Annotated in this window: 24 protein-coding genes and 1 pseudogene; 18 read left to right on the forward strand and 7 right to left on the reverse strand. The window is 37.6% G+C overall.

From position 1 onward, the window contains the following. Nucleotides 1-47: 47 nt before the first annotated feature. A pseudogene (locus tag BLS89_RS05465) lies at nt 48-275 on the reverse strand (HU family DNA-binding protein); the annotation flags it as partial. A gap of 32 nt (nt 276-307) precedes the next feature. Here BLS89_RS05465 and BLS89_RS05470 point away from each other — a divergent pair. Next, the gene (locus BLS89_RS05470; RefSeq protein ID WP_143017729.1) at nt 308-706 is read left to right on the forward strand and encodes a hypothetical protein; all 399 of its coding nucleotides are present in this window, start codon (nt 308-310) and stop codon (nt 704-706) included. A gap of 36 nt (nt 707-742) precedes the next feature. On the opposite strand, the gene BLS89_RS05475 is transcribed toward BLS89_RS05470, so the two are convergent. From BLS89_RS05475 to BLS89_RS05485, 3 genes are all read right to left on the reverse strand, one after another. Beyond that, the gene (locus tag BLS89_RS05475) at nt 743-2,203 is read right to left on the reverse strand and encodes a hypothetical protein (RefSeq protein ID WP_092736485.1); all 1,461 of its coding nucleotides are present in this window, start codon (nt 2,201-2,203) and stop codon (nt 743-745) included. Between the two features lie 777 nt (nt 2,204-2,980). Further along, the gene (locus BLS89_RS05480; RefSeq protein WP_092736486.1) at nt 2,981-3,742 is read right to left on the reverse strand and encodes a TIGR02757 family protein; all 762 of its coding nucleotides are present in this window, start codon (nt 3,740-3,742) and stop codon (nt 2,981-2,983) included. Between the two features lie 2 nt (nt 3,743-3,744). Beyond that, the gene (locus BLS89_RS05485; protein WP_092736487.1) at nt 3,745-4,659 is read right to left on the reverse strand and encodes a ribonuclease Z; all 915 of its coding nucleotides are present in this window, start codon (nt 4,657-4,659) and stop codon (nt 3,745-3,747) included. Nucleotides 4,660-4,803: 144 nt separating this feature from the next. Between BLS89_RS05485 and rplU the strand changes: the two genes are divergently transcribed. From rplU to serC, 10 genes are all read left to right on the forward strand, one after another. After that, a complete protein-coding gene (rplU, locus tag BLS89_RS05490) occupies nt 4,804-5,430 on the forward strand; it encodes a 50S ribosomal protein L21 (RefSeq protein WP_092736488.1) in 627 nt (208 codons plus the stop codon). A 38-nt stretch (nt 5,431-5,468) separates the two neighbouring features. Beyond that, the gene (gene rpmA / locus BLS89_RS05495; RefSeq protein WP_092736489.1) at nt 5,469-5,726 is read left to right on the forward strand and encodes a 50S ribosomal protein L27; all 258 of its coding nucleotides are present in this window, start codon (nt 5,469-5,471) and stop codon (nt 5,724-5,726) included. A gap of 162 nt (nt 5,727-5,888) precedes the next feature. After that, a complete protein-coding gene (locus tag BLS89_RS05500; protein WP_092736490.1) occupies nt 5,889-7,028 on the forward strand; it encodes an acyl-CoA dehydrogenase family protein in 1,140 nt (379 codons plus the stop codon). Between the two features lie 114 nt (nt 7,029-7,142). Next, nucleotides 7,143-7,883: a YebC/PmpR family DNA-binding transcriptional regulator gene (locus BLS89_RS05505; RefSeq protein ID WP_092736491.1), complete on the forward strand. Its 741-nt coding sequence runs from the start codon at nt 7,143-7,145 to the stop codon at nt 7,881-7,883. A gap of 172 nt (nt 7,884-8,055) precedes the next feature. Then, nucleotides 8,056-9,597, forward strand: coding sequence for a glycine--tRNA ligase (locus tag BLS89_RS05510; protein ID WP_092736492.1), 1,542 nt, complete (start codon nt 8,056-8,058; stop codon nt 9,595-9,597). Between the two features lie 70 nt (nt 9,598-9,667). After that, the gene (locus BLS89_RS05515) at nt 9,668-10,888 is read left to right on the forward strand and encodes an aminotransferase class V-fold PLP-dependent enzyme (RefSeq protein WP_092736493.1); all 1,221 of its coding nucleotides are present in this window, start codon (nt 9,668-9,670) and stop codon (nt 10,886-10,888) included. Nucleotides 10,889-10,904: 16 nt separating this feature from the next. Beyond that, the gene (locus BLS89_RS05520; protein ID WP_092736494.1) at nt 10,905-11,978 is read left to right on the forward strand and encodes an AI-2E family transporter; all 1,074 of its coding nucleotides are present in this window, start codon (nt 10,905-10,907) and stop codon (nt 11,976-11,978) included. 6 nt (nt 11,979-11,984) lie between these two features. Beyond that, a complete protein-coding gene (locus BLS89_RS05525) occupies nt 11,985-12,212 on the forward strand; it encodes a DUF3820 family protein (protein WP_092736495.1) in 228 nt (75 codons plus the stop codon). Between the two features lie 179 nt (nt 12,213-12,391). Next, nucleotides 12,392-13,369 (forward strand): deoxyhypusine synthase family protein, encoded by a 978-nt coding sequence (locus tag BLS89_RS05530; RefSeq protein ID WP_092736496.1) that lies wholly within the window; start codon nt 12,392-12,394, stop codon nt 13,367-13,369. 45 nt (nt 13,370-13,414) lie between these two features. Next, complete coding sequence (gene serC, locus BLS89_RS05535) at nt 13,415-14,476, forward strand: 3-phosphoserine/phosphohydroxythreonine transaminase (protein ID WP_092736497.1); 1,062 nt, start codon at nt 13,415-13,417, stop codon at nt 14,474-14,476. Nucleotides 14,477-14,493: 17 nt separating this feature from the next. Here serC and BLS89_RS05540 read toward each other — a convergent pair whose 3' ends face one another. Together BLS89_RS05540 and BLS89_RS05545 are read right to left on the reverse strand one after the other, a co-directional pair. After that, the gene (locus BLS89_RS05540) at nt 14,494-15,426 is read right to left on the reverse strand and encodes a pseudouridine synthase (protein WP_092736498.1); all 933 of its coding nucleotides are present in this window, start codon (nt 15,424-15,426) and stop codon (nt 14,494-14,496) included. 165 nt (nt 15,427-15,591) lie between these two features. Further along, entirely contained in the window at nt 15,592-16,452 is an 861-nt protein-coding gene (locus tag BLS89_RS05545) for a hypothetical protein (protein WP_092736499.1), read from the reverse strand. 172 nt (nt 16,453-16,624) lie between these two features. Here BLS89_RS05545 and BLS89_RS05550 point away from each other — a divergent pair, with 172 nt between their 5' ends. The 6 genes from BLS89_RS05550 (at nt 16,625) to BLS89_RS05575 (ending at nt 22,633) form a co-directional block, all read left to right on the forward strand. Continuing rightward, nucleotides 16,625-17,095, forward strand: coding sequence for a pyrophosphohydrolase domain-containing protein (locus BLS89_RS05550; protein WP_092736500.1), 471 nt, complete (start codon nt 16,625-16,627; stop codon nt 17,093-17,095). Between the two features lie 20 nt (nt 17,096-17,115). After that, nucleotides 17,116-17,748 (forward strand): thioredoxin domain-containing protein, encoded by a 633-nt coding sequence (locus BLS89_RS05555; protein ID WP_092736501.1) that lies wholly within the window; start codon nt 17,116-17,118, stop codon nt 17,746-17,748. Nucleotides 17,749-17,777: 29 nt separating this feature from the next. Further along, entirely contained in the window at nt 17,778-18,392 is a 615-nt protein-coding gene (locus BLS89_RS05560) for a DUF4230 domain-containing protein (RefSeq protein ID WP_092736502.1), read from the forward strand. A 161-nt stretch (nt 18,393-18,553) separates the two neighbouring features. Continuing rightward, nucleotides 18,554-19,678, forward strand: coding sequence for a DNA polymerase III subunit beta (gene dnaN, locus BLS89_RS05565; RefSeq protein ID WP_092736503.1), 1,125 nt, complete (start codon nt 18,554-18,556; stop codon nt 19,676-19,678). Between the two features lie 101 nt (nt 19,679-19,779). Beyond that, nucleotides 19,780-22,179: a phenylalanine--tRNA ligase subunit beta gene (gene pheT / locus BLS89_RS05570; RefSeq protein WP_092736504.1), complete on the forward strand. Its 2,400-nt coding sequence runs from the start codon at nt 19,780-19,782 to the stop codon at nt 22,177-22,179. 37 nt (nt 22,180-22,216) lie between these two features. Then, nucleotides 22,217-22,633 carry an META domain-containing protein gene (locus BLS89_RS05575; RefSeq protein ID WP_092736505.1) on the forward strand — a complete coding sequence of 139 codons (417 nt, stop codon included), beginning with the start codon at nt 22,217-22,219 and terminating at the stop codon, nt 22,631-22,633. Here BLS89_RS05575 and BLS89_RS05580 read toward each other — a convergent pair. Further along, the gene (locus BLS89_RS05580) at nt 22,630-23,118 is read right to left on the reverse strand and encodes a dihydrofolate reductase (protein ID WP_092736506.1); all 489 of its coding nucleotides are present in this window, start codon (nt 23,116-23,118) and stop codon (nt 22,630-22,632) included. The genes BLS89_RS05575 and BLS89_RS05580 overlap by 4 nt on opposite strands. A gap of 65 nt (nt 23,119-23,183) precedes the next feature. Here BLS89_RS05580 and BLS89_RS05585 point away from each other — a divergent pair, with 65 nt between their 5' ends. Beyond that, complete coding sequence (locus BLS89_RS05585; RefSeq protein ID WP_092736507.1) at nt 23,184-23,789, forward strand: LemA family protein; 606 nt, start codon at nt 23,184-23,186, stop codon at nt 23,787-23,789. Nucleotides 23,790-23,794 lie beyond the last annotated feature (5 nt).

The following is a 23,794-nucleotide window of genomic DNA, read 5'->3' on the forward strand; positions in this document are numbered from 1 at the left end:
CTAGTGTGGAAATTTTTTTTTCACGGCAGGAAATTTTCATCGGCTGGCTATGCCTTTTCATACTTCAAGGTTTTCAATCTATTTTTAATGCCTGTACCAGGGGTGAAAATCACCTTTGCAGACTTTATGGCTGCTGCCGTTACTTCCTCTTCTTTGGCTTTTCCCTCACTGCTTAGGCTTGCACGCATACTGCCCAGCTCGCCCAGCCGCACAATCTGCCCATCGCTTAGGTTGCCTTGCACTGAATCTATCAAGGCACAAATAACCCCACCTACACATAATATGTTTAACCAAATTGTGTGTGTGTGTGTGTGTGTGTGTGTGTGTTTACACTTTTCTCTGTATTGAAAAATGCCTCGTAGGAATTGAAAAATGTCTCGTAGGAATTGAAAAACGCCTCGTAGGAATTGAAAAACGCCTCGTAGGAATTGAAAAATGCCTCGTAGGAATTGAAAAATGCCTCGTAGGAATTGAAAAATGCCTCGTAGGAATTGAAAAATGCCTCGTAGGAATTGAAAAACGCCTCGTAGGAATTGAAAAATGCCTCGTAGGAATTGAAAAACGCCTCGTAGGAATTGAAAAATGCCTCGTAGGAATTGAAAAATGCCTCGTAGGAATTGAAACCCTACATAGAAAATGTAATTCTCAGGATAAAAAGATGAAAAAACGGCAAACTCATACGAGTTTGCCGTTTTTTACCTTCTAAACCTTAAATTCTTAAAATTCTATGGGGAAATACCGATTAGTTGGTCATTCTTTTCCAAGTATAGGAGTTAGCCCCTGTTTTTACACAGCCTTCAAAAAAGCCTGTATTACCATCACTGCTTCGGTTATAGCGGAAAGAACCCTCGTTACTCTCATTGCAACCGATTGTAGTATCATCTGCATCATCTTTAGTATATGTACCGCCGCCTTCCTTGCTTTTCCCAATTATACTGGTGTTTCCTCCTTTATAAATTTGTATGGCTCCATTGACCACCAGCATGGCTCCACTATTATGTTTTTCAAAATTATCGATATTGATGCCGGTACGTCCGTTTCGCAGTATCATAAAAGCATCTGAATAAGTTTTTTCCGCCGTACTACCGTTACCCACAGTAAATAATCGTGCTCCAATAGGGGTAAACACTCTACTCCCTGTTATTGGATAGGTATGATATAGAGGATTGCCATCAGTATCTAATTCCTCGGAAACCGGTGTGGTGTTAGATCCCATAATGGTTTCTGCATAGGTTTTTGCAATGTTATTAATTCCCATGACAGTAGCGTATTGACCCAATGCTTGGTTATTAGATCCCATAGCAACCGTAGCAAATTCCGTGGCTATTGTTCTACTTCCCATGGCAACAGAATTTGATCCTTTGGCTATTGTTCTACTTCCCATGGCAACAGAATTTGATCCTTTGGCATAGCTTTCATTTCCCATGGCAACGGAGCGGTCTCCAATGGCATAGGTATCGGCTCCTATGGCAACCGCACGCCTTCCTTTGGCAAAACTTCCTTTTCCTGCGGCAAAGGAGGCCTCTCCTGAGGCAACGGTGTTCCAACCTGCGGCAAAGGCGTAGTTTCCTGTGGCACCTTTGGCTTCAGGCGTTTCACCTTGTTGTTTACCCACGACATCGTTTGCATCATGGGCGGGGTCGGTTGCTTCTGCAACGGTGTATTGGCTGTAACTTACATCCACGGCGTTGTCACCAATGTTTCCGAAGTTGGCTGCCGGCCTACCAATAATCGCCAAACCTGTTTTGTTTTCTTGGGTAAGCCTATCCAAGCCCCAACGCCAAAACTCTGTGGGTTCTACGCCGGTTCTTTCTTCGTTTGCACCCAGATGCATTCCCTGCCCTGCGGTATAAAGTACATTCACCCATTGGTCGCCGTTGTACCAATAATACCCCGAAGAACCCACTCTGGATACCCTGTGGTTTTGGGTAGCATTATATGCATTAGTGTCATACTCGGAGTTATTCACATAAATCAAAGTTCCCTCTTGCGGTTCTGCAATATTTGCCACTCTTTTTTTGCTTAAAATAGGAACGATAATTCCCTCATTGTTGGTGGCAGTTTCTTTCGCATCATAAGGCTTTATATGTAAAGTTGCCTTGGGCTCGTCAGTGTTAATGCCTACGCTTCCCTGTTGGGCGTAAACTACTGTTCCTGCACACAAAGCACAGAAAATACTTACATTAATTAGTTTCTTTTTCATTCAATCTTTGTATTAGTTACACTATATTTATTCAGCTCTGATACTTCCCTCAGAGCTTATTTTCATTTTTCCAAAAAATTATGGAATAGAGAGAGGCAAAATTCTCAAGCGTTCCGTTGGAATTTTCCTGCTTAGAAAAATTTTTTTCCTAGCGTGGGAATTTTTTTTTCACGGCAAGAAATTTTCATTTGCTGGCTATACCTTTTCGTTTTTAAGGTTTTTATCGGTTTTTAATGTCTATGCCTAAAGTTAAAATAATCTTTGCAGACTTTAATGGCTGCCGTCATTACTCTCTCTTCTTTGGCTTCATCCTCCTTGCACGCATACTGCCCTGCTCCCCCATACACACAATTTGCCCATTGCTCAAGGCTTCCTGCATATCCACTAAGAAATCACTTACTGCATTTAATGGTCGCTCTCATATATGTTTACACAAATATACGGAATAGCCAAACAACTATGTAAAAACTTTTTCATTTCTCATATGTTGTTTGTCATCCGTATCATAGTACACCACAAAGGTATAAAGAAAAATTAAAAACTACCATAATACCATATAAAAAAGTTTTTTATTTTTTCTGGTATAGACACATATAAAAATCTATACTTTTACTCATATAAGCTGACACAAAATACCCCTCATAAATCATTTTGAATCTAATAACCATATGAATAATTTTTTCGGAGAAATAACTTTTGATACTTTGTTTTAGCCATAATAGTGTTAATAATAATTTCTTATATATGGAAGAACACTAAATTTCTAAATCTCCCCAATCAAAACCCCTCCGATACACCCAGTCCAAACAAGGCATAATCGTATAGGGCTGGGTCTTTCGGATTCATTTTTCGGATTTTTTTATCCAATTCCTCTACCGTTTTCCAATCATTCTGTTTCCGAGTGACGAGCTTTAGTTTTCGGGCTATGTTCCCTGTATGAACATCAAGAGGAATAGAAAGATATGCCGGTGATATCCTGTCCCACAAGCCAAAGTCTACTCCCCGCGAATCTCTGCGAACCATCCATCTAAGAAACATCATCAACCGTTTAGCTGCAGAATTCTTGTATGTAGAGCTAATATGCTTTACCGACCTATGTACTTCATTATTGACAAAATAACTCCTAAACCGCTCTAATGCATGATAAAAGTTTTGTTCTTCAGGATCCAATAAAAATAAATCTTCCATAGAAGAATACTCACAATATACCCTTCTAAGGTTTTTTATAAAAAACACAAAATCATCGGTATTAAATGTCCTATGCAATGCCTTTGCCCCTAAATCCAAGTCTCTGGAAGAATAATTCATCACAAAATCATATGGCGAATTTTCCATTATGGACACTATAGATTTCGCATTTTTGATAATAGACTTTCTGTTTCCCCATGCAATAGTAGCTGCAAAAAACGCCGAAATCTCTATATCCTGCCGAATAGAGAAACTATGTGGAATCTGGACGGGATCATCGGCTATAAATTCAACATTATTGTATTGGTCGGCTTTCTCGTCAAGAAAGTTTTTTAATTCCGTCAAAGTCATAACTAAATTTCTATAACTTCCAATGTCTTCGGCAAAAAAGTATTCGGGAACACAGTCCTTGCCTCATCTGTAAATACAGACAAGTCCTGATAGCGGTTAGAAAAATGTCCTAAAATCAGTTTTTTGACTTCCGCTTTTTTAGCAACCAAAGCCGCTTCCAAAGCCGTAGAATGCCCCGTATAGTCTGCCATTTCTTTAAGCTCGTGCAAAAAAGTAGATTCATGATAAAGCAAATCTACCCCTTTCACAATAGGCACCACAGATTCAAGAAAGCGTGTATCACTGCAAAATGCATAGGAAACAGGCGATTCAGCCGGTTTTGTAAGAATTTCATTCTTTAGCACATATCCATCAGATAATGTAAAATCTTTTCCTTTTTTAAGAAGATGATAATCACAGATTTCTATTTCGGGATATTTAGCAATCTCTTCCATATTCAGATGGCGTTCCTTTGGTTTTTCTCTAAAAAGATAACCATTGCAATATATTCTATGATCCAGAGGAATAGTATAAACTTCCACTTTATCATCTTCAAAAATTTTCTCTGATGCATTCCCCTCTATTTCACGATACACCACCTCAAAACCTCTCTGTGTTTCGGTAATTCTAAAAATAGTTTCCAGCATTTCCTTAATACCTTTCGGACCATAGATATAAAGAGGCGTCTCTCTTCCTAAGAGCCTAAATGAAGCCACCAACCCCGGCAGCCCAAAACAATGATCGCCGTGAAGATGAGAAACAAAAATGTGATTTATTTTTGAAAATTTAGCTTTAGCTTTTCTTAATTGTACCTGAGTTCCCTCGCCGCAATCTATAAGAAAATGACGCTCCTGCATTTCCAAAAGCTGAGCTGTAGGAGATGAGTTCACTGTAGGAATCGCAGAATTAAAGCCAAGAATCGTAAGATGTGCCGACACTTTTCTATTTTTTATAGATGCAAATATAAGAACTTTAAATTTTTAATAAAAAATAATTACAATGAGATAGCAATATCAAATAGTTGGTAATTCAAAAAAAAAACTTATATTTGCGGACTGAAATAATTAAAAAACAATATAACAATGTTTGCAATCGTAGAGATAGCAGGGCTTCAATACAAAGTTGAGCAAGACCAAAAATTGTTTGTAAACCGTTTGAGTGGTGAGAAAGGAGACAGAGTAACTTTTGACAAAGTTCTTCTTACCGTAAATGGAGCAACAACTGTGGGCGCCCCGGCTGTAAAAGGAATCGCTGTAGAAGCGGAAATTATCGACCATGTGAAAGCTGATAAGGTTATCGTTTTCAAGAAAAAAAGAAGAAAAGGATACGCTAAGAAAAATGGTCACAGACAGTCTTTAACTCAAATTCAAATCGTTTCTATCACAGGATTTGAAGGTGCTAAAAAATCTGCTAAAAAAGAAGAAACAACAAAACTGGCAAAAAAGACTCCTAAAAAAGGAGACGACCTTACTCTAATAGAAGGAATAGGTCCTAAAGTAGCTGAAATATTCTTTGAAGCAGGGATTAAATCTTTTGCAGATTTAGCGAAAAAAACAAAAGAGGAGTTAGAGGCAATACTTAATCCTAAAGGAGCTGTATATGCAGCTATGGATCCTACAACTTGGCCTCAGCAAGCACAGTTGGCTGCCGATGGTAAGTTCGATGAGCTTGACGCCCTTAAAGGTAAACTTAAAGGCGGAAAAGCATAATAATTAAATTTAATGTTAACTAAAAAAACCTAAAAAAAATGGCACACAAGAAAGGTGTTGGTAGTTCCAAAAATGGTAGAGAATCTCACTCTAAAAGATTAGGCGTTAAGATTTTCGGAGGTCAAGAGGCTATCGCGGGTAATATTATCGTGAGACAGAGAGGTACAAAACACCACCCAGGTGAAAATGTGGGAATGGGTAAAGATCATACATTATTTGCCTTGACTGACGGAAAGGTAGTTTTCACTAAAAAAGGAAATGATAGATCTTTTGTATCTATAGAGCCGAACGCATAAGCTTAATATTCATTAAGGGTGCTTAAACCTATAACGAATATTGTTTTCATAAAAAAGACTGCCTTTATTCAGGCAGTCTTTTTTGTGATAGATTATATAAACAGTAAAAAACAAATGTAAGTTTATTTATTTTACTTATATTTGAAAAACAATAATAGATTTATGAAAACCGAACATACAGAGCATCTAAAAATGATAGCCAATACAGCTCGTGATTTTGCAGAAAAAAATATTCGTCCTTACATTATGGAGTGGGATGAAAGCCAAACATTCCCTATAGATTTATTCCACAAGCTGGGTGAAATGGGATTTATGGGAATCATCATTCCCGAAGAGTACGGAGGAGCTGGACTATCTTACAACGAATATGTTGTTATTATAGATGAAATTTCTCAAGTAGATCCTTCCATAGGACTTTCTGTAGCGGCACATAACTCACTATGTACCAATCATATCTATGAGTTTGGAAATGAAGAACAAAGAAAGAAATGGCTACCGAAGCTGGCTTCCGGAAAGGTAATTGGAGCGTGGGGACTCACCGAGCATAATACAGGCTCTGATGCAGGAGGAATGAATACGACTGCCGTAAAAGATGGTGATGAATGGATAATCAATGGTGCTAAGAACTTCATTACACACGCTATATCTGGAGATATCGCAGTAGTAATGACCAGAACGGGAGACAAAAACACCTCTAATAACTCAACAGCATTTGTTCTGGAAAAAGGGATGCCCGGTTTCTCATCAGGAAAAAAAGAAAATAAATTGGGGATGCGTGCTTCGGAAACTGCAGAATTGATTTTCGACAATGTTCGCGTACCCGATTCCCACAGACTTGGAGAAGTTAGCTCGGGCTTCAAACAAGCAATGAAAATTTTGGACGGAGGCAGGATCTCCATTGCCGCACTTAGTTTGGGTATTGCCAGAGGAGCCTACAAAGCTGCTCTAAAATACGCCAAAGAAAGACATCAGTTCGGACAAGCGATTGCTAATTTCCAAGCGATTAACTTTATGCTTGCCGATATGGCAACGGAGATAGATGCCGCAGAGCTTCTGATAAAAAGAGCCGCAGACCTGAAAAATGCCAAACAAAAAATGACCAGAGAAGGTGCTATGGCAAAGCTCTACGCATCTGAAGCTTGTGTGAGAATTTCTAACAATGCCCTACAGATTTTTGGAGGATACGGCTATACTAAAGATTTCCCTGCCGAAAAATATTATAGAGATTCTAAACTCTGTACAATAGGAGAAGGTACTTCCGAAATACAGAGACTCGTTATCGGAAGAGATATCATTAAGTAGCACGATGCTCTGGGCTTATCAAAAGAATATTGGTATACTATTAAACATTAATTTCTCAATATATTTTATAAAAAAAGAACTATTCACTAATTTTGCCGAAAATTAAAATAATCTATGGGACGCGCATTTGAATATAGAAAAGCATCTAAATTAGCCAGATGGGATAAAATGGCTAAAACGTTCTCCAAAATAGGAAAAGACATTGCTCTTGCGGTGAAAGCAGGAGGACCTGATCCAGATTCTAATCCGGCATTACGCAGGTGCATACAAAATGCCAAAGGTGCCAATATGCCAAAGGACAATGTAGAAAGAGCCATAAAAAAAGCCAGCGGTACAGATGCAGAAAACTACGAAGAGGTTACTTACGAAGGCTATGGGCAAGGCGGCGTAGCGTTCTTTGTGGAATGTACTACGAACAACACCACCAGAACAGTAGCCAATGTAAGAGCTATTTTTAATAAATTTGACGGAAACTTGGGTAAAAACGGTGAACTTTCATTCCTTTTTGACAGAAAAGGCATTTTTACCATTGACAAATCCTTAATCACTATGGATTGGGAAGACTTTGAAATGGAAATGATAGACGGCGGTGCGGAAGACATCGACTTTGACGACCAAGAAGTAATGGTAACGACAGCTTTCGAAGATTTCGGCTCACTTTCTCACAAATTAGAGGAATTGGGAATAGAGGCTAAGAGTTCCGAATTGCAAAGAATACCCAACAACTACAAGTCCGTCAGCCAAGAGCAGTTTCAGGCTAATATGAAAATGTTGGAACGCTTTGAGGAAGATGATGATGTTCAGAATGTCTATCACAATATGGAGATAGACGACGAGATGATGAAAACTTTATAAATCTAAGAGCTTATCTAAATTTCACCAAGCTCAAAACTTGAAAGGCACTAAGACACTGCTTTTACCGACATGGTACAAGGGTGTCTTTTTTTGTATGCCTGCATATTTTGAAAACAAAAACTTTTGAATAAACAAATTAAAGATTACTTTTGCAGTATATACTTTTTATTTTATGGCTAAACAAGAAGATGATTTCAAAAAAGTAATTTCTCACGCTAAAGAATATGGGTTTATTTTCCCGTCTAGTGAGATTTATGACGGACTTTCTGCTGTGTATGATTATGGACAAAACGGTGCAGAGCTTAAAAATAACATTAAGCAATACTGGTGGAAAGCGATGACTCAGCTCAACGAGAATATCGTGGGGATAGATGCTGCTATCCTGATGCACCCTACCACTTGGAAAGCTTCCGGACATGTAGATGCATTCAACGACCCTTTAATCGACAACAAAGATTCAAAAAAAAGATTCAGGGCAGATGTCTTAATAGAAGACTATTGTGCAAAATTAGAAGATAAAGCACTAAAAGAAATTGCCAAAGCGAAAAAAAGATTTGGTGAGGCATTTGACGAGGCACAGTTCGTGAGTACCAATCCTAAAGTATTAGGATACAGAGAAAAACAAAAAGAAATTTTGCAGCGAATGGCTAAATCATTAGACAATAATGATTTGGCTGATGTAAAAGCTCTTATAGAAGAATTGGAAATAGCCGATCCGGATACAGGCTCTAAAAATTGGACCGATGTAAGACAATTTAATCTTATGTTTGGAACTAAGCTGGGGGCTTCGGCAGAAAACGCAACCGACCTCTACCTAAGACCCGAAACGGCACAAGGAATTTTTGTAAATTTTCTTAATGTCCAAAAAACCTCTCGGCATAAATTGCCGTTTGGGATAGCACAAATAGGGAAAGCATTTAGAAACGAAATTGTTGCGAGACAATTCATCTTCCGTATGCGTGAATTTGAGCAAATGGAAATGCAGTTTTTTGTACCTCCGGGAACCGAGCTTCAGTTCTACGAAATGTGGAAAGAAAAACGCTACAAATGGCACTTAGCTCTGGGACTTGGAGAAGAAAACTACAAATTTCACGACCACGAAAAATTAGCCCATTATGCAAATGCGGCAGCAGACATTGAGTTCAAATTTCCTTTTGGTTTCAAGGAATTAGAAGGCATTCATTCTAGAACAGATTTTGACCTTAGTGCTCACGAAAAATTCTCAGGACGAAAAATTCAATATTTTGATCCGGAAAGAAACGAAAGCTATGTACCTTATGTGGTAGAAACTTCCATCGGTTTAGACCGAATGTTTTTGGCACTGTTCTCTCATTGCCTCAAAGATGAAGTTTTAGAAGACGGTTCATCGCGTACGGTACTTTCATTGCCGCCGGCTTTAGCACCGGTAAAAGCTGCCATACTTCCATTGGTAAAGAAAGACGGACTACCAGAGTTTGCTGAGAGAATTTTCAACGACCTTAAATATGACTTCAATATTATTTTTGAAGAAAAAGACAGCATCGGCAAGAGATACCGCCGCCAAGATGCCATAGGTACGCCTTTCTGCATCACGGTGGACCACGATTCTCTCAAAGATTTCACAGTTACGCTGAGAGAAAGGGATACGATGAAACAAGAACGCGTGCCGGTGGAAAATTTGAGGCAGATTATTGACAAAAAAGTAAGTTTCCGAAATTTACTTTCTAAAATATAAAAAAATATGCCTCGCAGATTGAGCGGGGCATTTTATTGATTTTTTTTGCATCAACCGAAATTTTAAAGAGATGACAAACCTATTGAATATTAGACAGCAATTTCCAATCCTTGACCAAAAAGTAAATGGTAAGCCTTTAATATATCTGGATAATGCCGCAACGACCCAAAAACCGCTATCCGTATTAGAAGTTTGCCATAAATACTATACGGAGATCAATGCTAATGTCCACCGTGGAATCCATACTTTGAGCCAGATAGCGACAGAGGAAATGGAGCTTTCCAGAAGGAAAATTCAAAAATTCATCAATGCACGCCACGACTATGAAGTAATTTTCACCAAAGGAACGACGGAGGGTATCAACCTCGTGGCATACGCCCTTTCTTCGATAATCAAAGAAGGAGACGAGATTATTATTTCTCATTTGGAGCACCACTCTAATATTGTGCCTTGGCAGATGCTTTGCGAACGAACGGGAGCGGTACTTCGTGTAATTCCCATAGATGAACAAGGTATCCTTCAGCTCGATGTCTTGGATAAATGGTTTTCCGAAAAGACGAAATTGGTTTCCGTCAATCAAGTTTCTAACGCCTTAGGAATTGTCAATCCCATAAATGAAATTATTGCTAAAACACGCGCACTTTCTTCTGCTTGGGTATTGATAGATGGCGCCCAGTCTGCACCTCATTTTGATATCGATGTGCAAAAAATGGATTGTGATTTCTTTGTATTCTCGGGACACAAGATGTACTCCCCTATGGGAACCGGAATACTATACGGTAAAGAAAATATTTTAGAAAAAATAAATCCTTTCCACGGAGGTGGCGAGATGATAGCGACTTGCTCTTTTGAGAAAACCACTTATGCAGGATTACCTTTCAAATTCGAAGCCGGGACACCTAATGTAGGCGGAAATATTGCTTTGGGAGCGGCTGTAGATTTCATCAATGCTTTAGGAAAAAACTCCATAAAAAAACACGAAACAGAGTTGATAAACTACACCATAGCACAGCTTAGCGCAATAGACGGGATAAGAATTTATGGTGAAAAGGCGCCTCATTCCGGAGCAGTTTCTTTCAATTTGGAGGGCGTAGGCATAGCCTCTGATGCAGGAATGATTTTAGACAAACTCGGGATAGCGGTAAGAACAGGACACCACTGTGCCCAGCCCATAATGGATTTTTTCAATATTGCCGGAACTATCAGAGCAAGTTTCGCAGTGTATAATACTTTAGATGAAATAGATATTTTGGCAGAAGGGATTAGAAAAGCTCAAAAAATGTTAGCCTAACGAATAATTATTTTATATGAAACAAGATAATAACGACCAACCCATCAGCAATATTAAGCTAAAACAAATCGCACTTCTTTTCATCATTGTAATTTTGTTTTTGCTTATCGCATACAACCTTGCTACCTTTATCCCTTCTTTATTAGGTGCTATTACCTTGTATATCGTTACGCGGAGGTACAATTTTTATTTGATTGAAAAACTAAAATGGAAGCCTTGGATTTCGGCATTGCTTATAATCTTGGGAACGATTGTTTTAATTGTAATTCCTCTCTATTTCACGGGGCATATGCTCTACGACAAAATAGCCAATGCCCAGTCTTATATGGATAAATTCTCTGATTTCTTGGATAAAATTCAGGTCTATATCCAGAAAGAAACGCATATTGATATCCTAAGTGTAGAAAATATCGACAAACTAAAAGAGCTTGCAGGGCATGTTTCCACCATTGCGCTCAGCAGTACGGTAAACATTCTTACCATAGTAGCTGCAATGTATTTTCTACTCTACTTTTTACTTTCCAACCCGAGGAGGTTTGAGTATATGATGATAAAAGCCGCACCTCTGAAAAAAGGAAATGTAAAAATGATAGGCGACAAAATAAGCAAAATGGTCATTGCCAATGCAATAGGTATTCCGGTAGTATCAGTAGGACAGGCATTGGTATCGTTGATAGGTTATTTGATTTTCGGAGCACCCAGTCCGTTTTTGCTATTTGTTCTTACTGCCCTTACAGCGATGATTCCTGTAGTGGGAAGTGCAGTGATTGTCGTTCCTGTTTCTTTGTTTTTGGCAGCAGAAGGAGATGTATACTCGGGCGTAGGATTGGCTTTATTTTGCTTATGTATAGGTGGCGTTACCGACAATATTCTTAGATTTACTTTACTGAAAAGATTGGAAAATATACACCCTCTCAATACGGTTTTTGGAATTATAATGGGGATTAACCTCTTTGGCTTTATGGGTCTGATATTTGGGCCAATTTTAGTATCTGTGGCGGTGCTGTTGATAGAGGTTTACAGAGATGAATTTACCGATGATGACGAGCCTGAAATCATTGAGCCCAACGATAGTACCCAATCAGAATAAAAAGTTTTGGACAAGGAAATTCTCATAGAAATATGCAAATTCAGAATCCCTTTTGGCAAATACAAAGACAGGCTACTATGCGATTTGCCTATTTCTTATTTGGAATGGTTTCTTAGAAATGGAGGCTTTCCAAAAGGACGATTAGGGATGCTTCTTTCCACAGTTTACGAAATAAAAATCAACGGTTTAGAAGCTATTTTGGAACGAATTAAAAAAGAGTTTTTAGATAATTAAGAGCTAGTAATACAAGCCAAACACTCAGAGCTCGTTTTAATCTTATTATTCAAAAATTTATTCCATTTTCTGAAAGGTGTAATTTTGGAACTCTAAAAAAACATTCGGAAATTATTATATCATCATTATTAAATTTAATAGCTGTAAAATGCTTATATTTGTGAAAATTTTTAATTGTTATGAGTAATAAACCGATTTCAGAATTTATTGAAAAATATTATTTACATTTCAATGCAGCTACTTTAGTAGATGCTTCCAAAGGCTATGTAGCCCATCTAAAAGACGGCGGCAAAATGATGATTACCCTTGCCGGAGCAATGTCCACTGCAGAATTAGGGAAAATTTTAGCAGAAATGATTAGACAAGACAAAGTCCAGATTATTTCTTGTACAGGTGCGAACTTGGAGGAAGATTTGATGAACCTTGTCGCCCATTCTCACTACGAGAGAGTGCCGCATTACAGAGATTTAACCCCAAAAGAAGAGTGGGATTTATTAGAGAGAGGGTTGAATCGTGTAACGGACACTTGTATCCCGGAAGAAGAGGCTTTCCGTAGATTGCAAAAACACATTTTTGACATTTGGAAAGATACAGAAGTAAAAGGCGAACGCTATTTCCCTCACGAATATATGTACAAAATGCTTCTTTCTGGTGTTTTAGAGCAGTATTATGAAATTCCGAAAGAAAACTCTTGGATGCTGGCGGCGGCAGAGAAAAACCTGCCTATCGTAGTTCCGGGCTGGGAAGATTCCACAATGGGAAATATCTTTGCGAGCTATTGCATCAAAGGAGAACTAAAACCTTCTACCGTAAAATCGGGGATAGAATATATGACATTCCTTGCGGACTGGTACACCAAAAATTGCGGAGGCAAAGGAGTAGGATTCTTCCAAATAGGAGGCGGGATTGCCGGTGACTTCCCTATCTGTGTGGTGCCTATGCTTTATCAAGATTTGGAAATGCACGATATTCCTTTCTGGAGCTATTTCTGCCAAATCTCTGACTCTACTACCTCATACGGCTCTTATTCCGGTGCCGTACCGAATGAAAAAATCACTTGGGGTAAATTGGACATAGATACGCCTAAATATATCGTGGAGAGTGACGCCACAATCTGTGCACCGCTGATGTTCCAGTATATTTTGGAAAATTCTTAAAACTATTTACAAAGCATTAATATAAATCTAAAAATAAAAAGTAAAATGGGAACAAAAAAGCATAATTTCAGTGCAGGACCTTGTATCTTACCTCAAGAGGTTTTTCAGAAAGCATCAGAAGCCATATTGGATTTCAATGGCATAGGGCTTTCGCTTTTGGAAATTTCACATAGGAGCAAAGATTTCGTTCCGGTAATGGATGAAGCCAGAGCTATCGTAAAAAGACTAATGAACCTTGACGACAGCTACGAGGTGCTTTATCTACAAGGAGGGGCGAGCCTTCAGTTTATAATGGTGCCATTTAACTTACTTACAAAAACAGGAAAAGCAGCTTATCTGGATACCGGTACATGGGCGTCTAATGCCATAAAAGAGGCAAAAAGATGGGGGAATATAGATGTAGTAGGCTCTTCGGCTGATGAAAAATATTCTTACATACCAAAAGATTATTCGGTAGACAGCAGCTACGACTACTTCCATTGTACTTCCAATAACACAATCTACGGTACGCAGATGAAGTCTTTCCCAGAGGTAGATACCTTAAAGGTTTGTGATATGAGCTCTGATATTTTCAGCCGTCAATTAGATTTCTCAAAATTTGATCTTATCTATGCCGGAGCTCAGAAAAATATGGGCCCTGCGGGAACTGTTTTAGTGGTGGTTAAAAAAGATATTTTGGGTAAAACCAATAGAGATATTCCGGCATATTTGGATTATGCATTGCACATTAAGAAAGAGTCAATGTTCAATACGCCGCCGGTTTTTGCAGTTTATGCTTCGCTTCTTACGCTTCAGCACCTTGAGAAAAACGGAGGTATTGCGGCTGCAGAGGAGAGAAACAATGCCAAAGCAAAATTACTCTACGATGAAATAGACTACAATCCTAACTTCGAAGGATTTGCTAAGAAAGAAGACCGCTCTGTGATGAATGTCTCTTTCCGCCTAACCGATAAAAGTAAGAAAGAGAAATTTGACCAAATGTGGAAAGATGCAGGTATAAACGGCTTGAACGGACACAGAAGCGTAGGCGGATACCGTGCAAGTCTCTACAATGCCCTTCCGATAGAGAGCGTACAAGTATTAGTAGATGTAATGAAAGCTCTATAAAAGAAGAACTTTGCAGATTAAAGCATTTTAAGATTATTAACTTCCAATTCAGTGAGGATACGCCAGTGTCCTCGCTTTATGTTTTTCTTGGTAAGACCAGCAAACATTACTCTATCCAGCCCTTCTACTTCATAGCCTAGTCTTTGAAAAATACGGCGGATTACCCTGTTCCAGCCGATATGGATTTCTATTCCTATTTCGTTTTTAGGTTTTCCCTCAATGTAAGAAATGCTGTCTACCTCGGCGATACCCTCTTCTAAGCGTATCCCTTCCGAGATGGCGTGCATATCTTCTTTGGACAATTTCCTGTCAAGGGTAACATGGTATATTTTCTTTATGTTAAAAGACGGATGCGTCAGTTTTTTAGTCAGATGTCCGTCATTAGTAAGGAGGATAACCCCTGTGGTCTGTCTATCTAATCTGCCCACCGGAAAAATACGATACGGAGATGAATTTGCCGTTAAGTCCATTACTGTTTTTCTTGCTTTCTCGTCTTTGGTAGTAGAAATATAGCCTTTCGGTTTATTAAGGAGGACATAAACTGGTTTTTCAGGTGTAATGCTTTGCCCGTCAAAAACTACTTTGTCTGTTTTCTGCACTTGATAGCCCATTTCTGTGATGATTTTACCATTCACTTCCACGAGCCCTTGCTTGATAAGTTCGTCTGCCTCTCTTCTGCTGCACACTCCGGAATTAGCAACATATTTGTTGAGCCTTATGGTTTCTTTAGGTTGCTGTATGAGCTTATTGATTCTTCTCTTCTGAACAAAAGAACGGGCTCTGTCTTCCTCGTTATTGTTTCTAAAAGAAGGACCGTTTTTTCGGTCTCCTTTTACATATTTTTCTCGAGCGTCAAAAGTTTTGCCGCTTCTTTTAGAATTAGTATTCCTATCGAATCCTCTTTTATTAGAATTTCTTTTGTCTGAAAATTGTTTTTGTTCTCTGCTCATCACTTATATATAACAGCGGCAAAATTACGAAATATAAAATAAACCTCACATAAGGAAAATAGCCCTTACATTGAACACATCATTCCCTCCAAAAAATCTTTAACTCAATTTTAGTCTATTAACAGAACAAAAAAAATCCACTACTAAGAGTGGGTTTTGTCATTATTACTTGTTGTATTCTATCTTAGTATCAAAGTCTTTTTCAAAAGTACTATCATCTGAACTATATGAACTACTTATTTCCGACGGATACCCCTTGTTATTATATCTATAGGTATATTTGTTTTCGTATTTTCCATGTATTTCTGTATTAGAATCATTAAGAACAGTTATTGTCTCTTTGCTATATGTATATGTAACATTATTAAAACTAGAAGGTATTATAAAATTTCTAAGAAAATTAGAGTAAGATAGATATTTAAATCCTGCTATATTTTTGAAAACAGAATTTTTGTTGTCATAAGTGTAAGTGTCTTCTGTATTTCGTATTACAGAACTTCGTTTTAAGTTACTTATTGATTTAATGATTTGCTTATGGTTGTCTAAAGTATATGTGAGACTTTCTTGAGATGAATGATTAACTACACCATTATTTTCCATGTCTTTTACTTCATTTATAGCATTTACTATATCTCCATTAATGGTATATGTTATCTCAAATATATTTTTATTACCGTTATGTTTTTTCGTATGTATTTCTTTCGCTAAATTTCCATTAGAATCATATTCAAATTCATATTCATCCTCTTTATCCTGCACAGAAATTATAAAATCACCATTATAACTAAATGTTATTTTTTCTTTTTCGTCGCCCGAAACTCTTTCCAGATTCGAGACTTTGTTACCATTGTAGTTGAATGTCAAAATTGTCGTGTCAATATGTTTATCTTCCTCATAACTCATCGTTGTGAAGCTCTTAGGTAAAATGTTATCATCAGGAATAGTAGGGGTATCAACGTTATCACTTCCTCTTTTGCATGCTACCAATGCCGTAGCTGCGAAAAATGCAAAAAATATTTTTTTCATAATAATTAGTTATTTAACTGCTAAGATATGCATTTTATGAACTATGAGCAAAATTACAAAAGTTTTTTTTCGTAAACAGAATAAAAATCACTTAGAAATAGCCTTTATAAATAGGGGTAATGTATTTCGGTGCTTTTTTTTATCTTTGTTGAAAATTTAGAAAAATATTATAATGGACAAAATAGACAGCCTCAATCAGGTGGCAGAATTTCACAAGACATTCCGCGCGCCTATTTTAGAAACACCGCAAATCCCCTCTAAGGAAAGATGCGAACTAAGAGTGAAACTTCTACAAGAGGAATTAGACGAACTAAAAAAAGCCATTGAAAACCATGATTTGGTAGAGGTGGCAGATGCTCTATGTGATTTGCAGTATGTACTGAGCGGTGCAGTATTGGAATTTGGCTTGGGGAATAAATTTGTAGAATTGTTCAACGAAGTCCAGCGTTCTAATATGTCCAAAGCTTGTGACAATGAACAACAAGCTAAAGAAACCATAGAACATTACAAAACCACCAAAGGCGAAGAAGCCCATTATGTAAAATCCGGAGACAAATATAATGTCCATCGTATATCAGACAACAAGGTTCTGAAAAACAAATATTACTCACCGGCAAATTTAAAAAATATATTAGAAAAGTAAAATCTTATAACTATAAATTTATGAAAAATAAACTCTTCAAAATATTAAGCATTTCCTTATTAGGAGCTATATCTGCTTATTCTTGCTCTACCATTCAAAAAGTAGTGGTCAATAGAGAAGCGGCATCCCAAGAATACGGCAAAATATTGCTCGGAAAACAAACGCTGAGCCAGTTCAACAAAGAGCCTTTCAAAACTTGGTATGACTTCCAATACGCCAATTATACCCCTGACGCACAAACAGTGGAAGCCCTAAAAAAAGGACACAAACTCAACAAATACAAAATCAAGTTCTTTTTAGCAACTTGGGACGGACAGAGCCAAGAGGTATTTCCTAAGTTTATAAAAGTGATAAAAGGCGCTGATTATCCTTTACAAAAATTAGATATCATCGCTCTGAGCAGAAGAATGGATTCACCTGAAAGTGAAGAAATCAAATACCATGTTTCCTCTGTTCCTACTATTATTCTGGAACAGTACGGGCAAGAGGTAGAGCGTATTACACCGATGCCTTCTGACATTGCGAATATAGAAAAACAACTTTTGGTGGCTGTGGAAAAATATTCTCCTGCCAAGAAAGTAACTGCACCTAAGAAAAAGCATAAGAAAAAATCAAGAAGAAAGGCAACAAAAGAAGCTTTACAACAAGAGTAACGGCAGCTTAACTATAAAATTGTGATATTTTGTCAAAATTAAAAATAGGAATAGGATTTTTGGCAGGGATATTATTGTCTCTGTTGGTATTCTTTGCGTGGAAAGGATTTACCAAGAAAAATGAAGACAAATCCGTGAGCGATTACTACATCATTACCAACCAAATTTCTAAAATGAATAAAATGGTAGTGATGGAACAAAATCTTTCTATGATGCAAAAAACCACTATTTCTCACGAACTATTCGGGAGCTCTTATTTACCATCTTCGGATAAGCATATCATCACTTTTACAAAGACGAATGTACAGGTGTCCTACGACTTATCCAAGATGAAAATAAAGGTGGACAGCCTCAATAAGAAACTCATCATTGAAACGCTGCCGCAGCCGAAAATAACCATTATCCCAAGTGTGGAAATTCAGTCTATGGACGACTCTTTTTACAATCGTTTTTCACAGAAAGACATCAAACACATCACGCAAAAAGCTAAAGATGCCGCGTACAAAATGGTAGATCAAGAAAAACTAAAAGAAGCCGGCAAGAAACAATTGATAAGTAATCTTAAAGAGATTTTCGTCTTAGCAAAAGCACTGAATTATAAGGTTGTAGATAATACCAATGAAATCCCGTTAGACCTCTACTAACATAAGTTTTTTGATTAATGAACAAAAGAATACTTAGACAGATAAAGCCATTAAGGTTTGGTAAGAGGAACAATGTGTAAAAATTCTCAAGAGAAAATCTTAACGGAACACTCTTTTTTCGATTAAAAATTTTATATTTGTATCCTAAATATATTTGATTTATGAAATTCATTATATCGAGTGGCGAGCTTCAAAAGGCTTTACAAAAAGTGAGTGGTGTTATTAGCAGCTCACAGTCTCGCCCTATATTAGAAAACTATTTACTGGAAACAGAAGGCGAAACCCTTAGAATTACAGCTTCTGACGGGGAAACTACCCTTATGACTACCGTTCCCGTGAAATCCGATTCCGATGGTAAAATAGCCGTATTAGCAAGAACTTTTCAGGATTTGATTAAAAACTTCGGGGACCAGCCACTTACTTTCATCGTTAAAGAAGTGGAAAATGGCAAAAGTTTAGAAATACTCAATGACAGAGATACCTTTGCGGTGGCTCTTGACAATGAAGAGGATTATCCTGAAATTCCGGAATTCAGTGCTGCACGTAGCGTGAAGTTACAGTCCGGAGTTTTGGCAGAAGCTCTCGTAAATACACTTTTTGCAACAAGTAATGACTCTCTTCGTCCTGTAATGACGGGGGTATTCTTTCAATTTGGTGAAGACAAAGCCAACTTTGTAGCAACAGACTCCCACAGACTCGTTGTTTACAGCAGAAATGACATCAAAACAGAAGAGCCGGCAGAGTTTATATTGCCTAAAAAAGCATTGTCTATTTTCAAAAATATTCTTTCCAATTCTGATGAAGAAGTAGTGATAGAGTTTAATGAAAATATGGCTAAGTTCACATTCAGCAACCATACTTGGATTTGTAGATTGATAGATGGCAAATACCCTAACTATAGTGCTGTAATCCCACAAGACAACCCAAATGTACTGACCGTAAACAGAGATTTGCTTCTCTCTTCTATACGGACTGCAGCTGTACTTTCCAACAAATCTACCAATCAGGTAAGGTTTAGACTATCCGGAAACATTCTTCATCTGCACGCAGAAGACACCGAATATTCAAATAAAGCAGATATGCAGGTACCTTGTAATTATCAAGGGGAAGACATCAATATAGGATTTAGCTCCAAATTTTTTGCAGAGATGCTTTCTGTACTTAATTCAGAAGATATTACCGTGAAAATGTCCCAGCCTAGCAGGCCTGGTATCATAGAGCCTGTGGATGGGCTTGATGAAAACGAGCATATTTTGATGCTATCTATGCCTGTTGTAGGTCTTTAGGAAGCATTATCCAAAAAAATTAAATTTGAGATTTGGAAGGCTTCAGGTCTCAAATTTTATTTATAAGAATAAAACAAAACAACTAATTAGAAAAATAAGCAATGAAAATTTCCGGAAATTGGCTTAAAGATTATATCAAAACAGATTTAAGTGCTGAAAAAATAGGACAATACCTTACAGACATAGGGCTGGAAGTAGAAGGCATAGAGAATTACGAATCTGTGAAAGGAAGCCTTAAAGGCATCATGGTGGGAAAAGTTCTTACATGCGAAAAACACCCTAATGCGGATAAACTGAAAAAAACTACCGTAGACATAGGCGGGAAGGTACTTGATATCGTTTGTGGGGCACCTAATGTAGAAGCCGGACAAACGGTGCCGGTAGCCGTAGTAGGAACTGTTCTGTACGATAAGAACGGTAATTCCTTTGAAATCAAAAAAGCCAAAATAAGAGGCGAAGTTTCCGAAGGAATGATTTGTGCGGAAGATGAATTAGGGCTAAGCGACAATCACGAGGGCATAATGGTATTAGATGAAAGTTATGAGGTAGGAAAACCTTTTGCTGATTATTTTGATTTGGTCAATGATGAAGTTTATGAGATAGGCCTCACCCCAAACCGAACAGACGCAATGTCTCACTATGGCGTAGCCAGAGACTTGCACGCATTCCTCTACGCATCTAATGTTTTTACTTCCGAGTTTGAAAATGTAAAATCAGAGGTTTTCCAGCCGGAGGGAGAGCATCTGTTTGAAATAGAAGTAGAGGACCAAAACCTTTGTCCAAGATATATAGGGGCTATTCTCAAAAATATAAAAGTAGCAGAATCTCCGGAATGGCTTAAAAATAGACTAAAAGCAATAGGCCTATCGCCAATAAACAATGTAGTGGATATTACCAACTATGTTCTACACGGACTGGGACAGCCGCTACACGCCTTTGATGCCGATAAAATTTCCGGACAAAAAGTCATTGTAGGAACTTGCCCGGAGGGAACCAAAATGAAAACTTTAGATGGTGTAGAAAGAATATTGAACGGTTCTGAAATCATCATTAAAGATGCACAACATACCCCTATGTGTATCGCCGGAGTATTCGGAGGAGAAAACTCGGGCGTGACCGAGCAAACAACAACGGTATTTTTAGAAAGTGCCTATTTCAATCCTGTGGCGGTAAGAAAAGCCGCAAAAGCCCACGGGCTAAATACTGATGCTTCATTCCGATTTGAAAGAGGGATCGATGTGAATAATGTGAGAACCAGCATCACAAAAGCAATAAGACTATTGATAGATATTGCAGGAGCCGAGCTGGTGGGAGATTTAATAGAATTTTATCCTGAAAAAATTAAACCCCATTATGTAGTATTGAGGTATTCTAAAATAGACCAAGTATTAGGCATCAAACTTCATAGAGAAAATATCAAAAAGATTTTGAAATCTTTAGAAATAGATATCCTTAACGAAATACCGGACGGATTAGAGCTTTCCGTACCGAACTATCGTGCTGATGTTACGAGAGAGATAGACGTAATAGAAGAAATCCTAAGAATCTATGGCTATAATAAAATAGAATCTCCAGAAAAAATCTCATTTACTCCTGTAAAATTGAGCTTTGAGGACCAAGACGACTTAGAAAACTCTTGGGCAAGAACGCTTCAGTCCAATGGCTTCCACGAAGTAATGAACAATTCCCTTACCTCTGTGAAAGACGAAACCGATGCGGTGAAACTTCTCAACCCGCTGAGCAACGATTTGGCGTTTATGAGAAAATCGCTTTTAGGAGGATTGCTTCAGAATGCAGCTTATAACATCAACCGTAAAAATGCGGATATAAAATTCTTCGAATTGGGGAAAATTTATCATAAGTTTGAGACATACGAAGAGAGAAAACAATTAGCAATATTGGTATCCGGAAGAGACCAAGCTGAAAATTGGCTTGTCCCAAAATCCGCCACAAATTTCTATCATCTGAAAGCTTATATAAATATTTTGATGCAAAAGCTGAATATCGGCATTGAAGAAAAACCTCTTAACAACTCTCGTTTTTCCGAAGCTTTGGAGTTTGTTTCCGATGGAAAGGTATTGGCAAGGTTAGGCAAAGTATCCAATGAGCTGCTAAAAGAGTATGATATAGAACAAGAAACTTACTATGCAGAAATAGAAACAGAATACTGCCAAGAAGTTAGAAGCAAAAACCGATTAAAATTCCAAGATGTTCCGAAGTTTAATACTGTTCGCAGAGATTTAGCTTTACTTTTAGACAAAAGTATTTCTTACACAGACCTCTTAAACGAAGTCCTGAAAGATAAGTCTAAATATCTGAAAAAAATTAATCTGTTTGATGTTTATGAAGGTGAAAATTTACCGAAAGGTAAAAAATCTTATGCACTAAGCTTTGAACTTTTAAATGAAGAAAAGACATTAGAGGAAAAAGAAATTTCTCAGATTATGCAATCTTTGATTGGAAAATTTGAAAAAGTTTTTAAGGCAGAATTGAGAAGATAGAAATTGAAAAACAAAGAGTTTTAACAAAATTAAAAATATGAAAAAAGTAATTTTAGGGATAATTTTAAGCCTTGTAACAATAGCTTGCAGCAGTGTCGCAAATTTGAAATTAGGTAAAATGCAAAACAATATCCACGGCATCACTTGGATAATGACAGGTGAAACCCTCAAAAATTCTGAGATTCCTACCATACATATTGACCAAGATAAAATATCCGGTACGGCGGGTTGCAATACCTATTTTGGCTATGCTATAGTAGACAAAAACAACGGAACTTTCTCAGTAAAAAACATAGCTACTACGCGTATGGCTTGTAAGAATACTCAAGTGGAGCAGGCTTTCCTCAATATGCTTTCTCAAGCTGACAAATATGTAAGCGACGGCAATACGCTGAATATTTACAAAGGAAATATTCTACTAATGAAATTTACTAAAAAAGACGGAGACTCTTAGGAAGTCTTTTCGTAAGTTATAAAGTGTAGATTAAAAGGATTTTTTTCATCTTTAGCGTAAAAAGAATCCTTTGTTTTTTTCCATTCAGCGGGATTGATATTCGGGAAATAAGTATCTGCCCTCAGCTCGGTATCCACGAGGGTTACCTCCAATCTATCTGCCAGATCTATGGTCTGCTGATAAATATTTCCTCCGCCAATAATGAAAATGTCTTCATCTATTTTTTGGGCGTATTTAATGGCTTCCTTTATACTGCCGACGATGAGAATCCCCTCCTGAAACCAATCGTTGCGAGAACTAATGACGATATTTGTACGGTTGGGCAGCGGCTTCCCTATGCTTTCATAAGTTCTTCTTCCCATAATAACCGGATGTCCTGAAGTAATATCCTTAAAGTGTTTCAAGTCTTTTGGAAGATGCCATAGGAGCTGATTATTGTTCCCAATGCCATTTTTCTTGTCCATAGCGACGATGATAGTAATCATTTATCTTTGTTTTGAGCAAATTTAGCATATTATTTGTAAATTTACCCCCAAATAAAAATTTAGTTATGAAAAATAAAGGATGTGTTATCGCAGGAGGAATAGGTGTATTCCTATTAATCGTATTGTTAGGCGTAGGTCTGTGGATGAAAAACGCTTACAATAATTTTGTAAACTTGCAGCAGAATGTATCTTCTAAATGGTCTAATGTAGAAACGGTTTATCAGAAAAGAGCTAATTTGATTCCTAATCTTGAGAGAGCCGTAAAAAGCTACTCTAATTTTGAAAAATCTACACTTACCGATATTATTGAAGCACGATCCAAAGCCACATCTATAAATATTGACCCTACCAATATGACGGAAGCCGATATGGCAAAATTCCAGGCGACCCAAGGTCAACTTAGCGGTGCTCTTAGCCGATTAATGGCTGTAGTAGAAAGCTATCCGAACCTAAAAGCCGACCAGCAATACATTAATTTCCAAAGAGAATATACGGCTATTGAAAATAGTATCCGTACGGAGACTGTTTATTTCAATGATGCTGCAAAACAGTATAATGTAACAATACAGCAGTTCCCGAGTAATATTCTTGCGGGATTGTTTCACTTTATGCCAAAACCTTATTTCCAAGCAGAAGCAGGGGCTGAAAAAGCACCGGAAGTTTTTAAGTAAATAAC

The organism is Riemerella columbipharyngis (assembly GCF_900101995.1).
GTDB lineage: Bacteria > Bacteroidota > Bacteroidia > Flavobacteriales > Weeksellaceae > Riemerella > Riemerella columbipharyngis.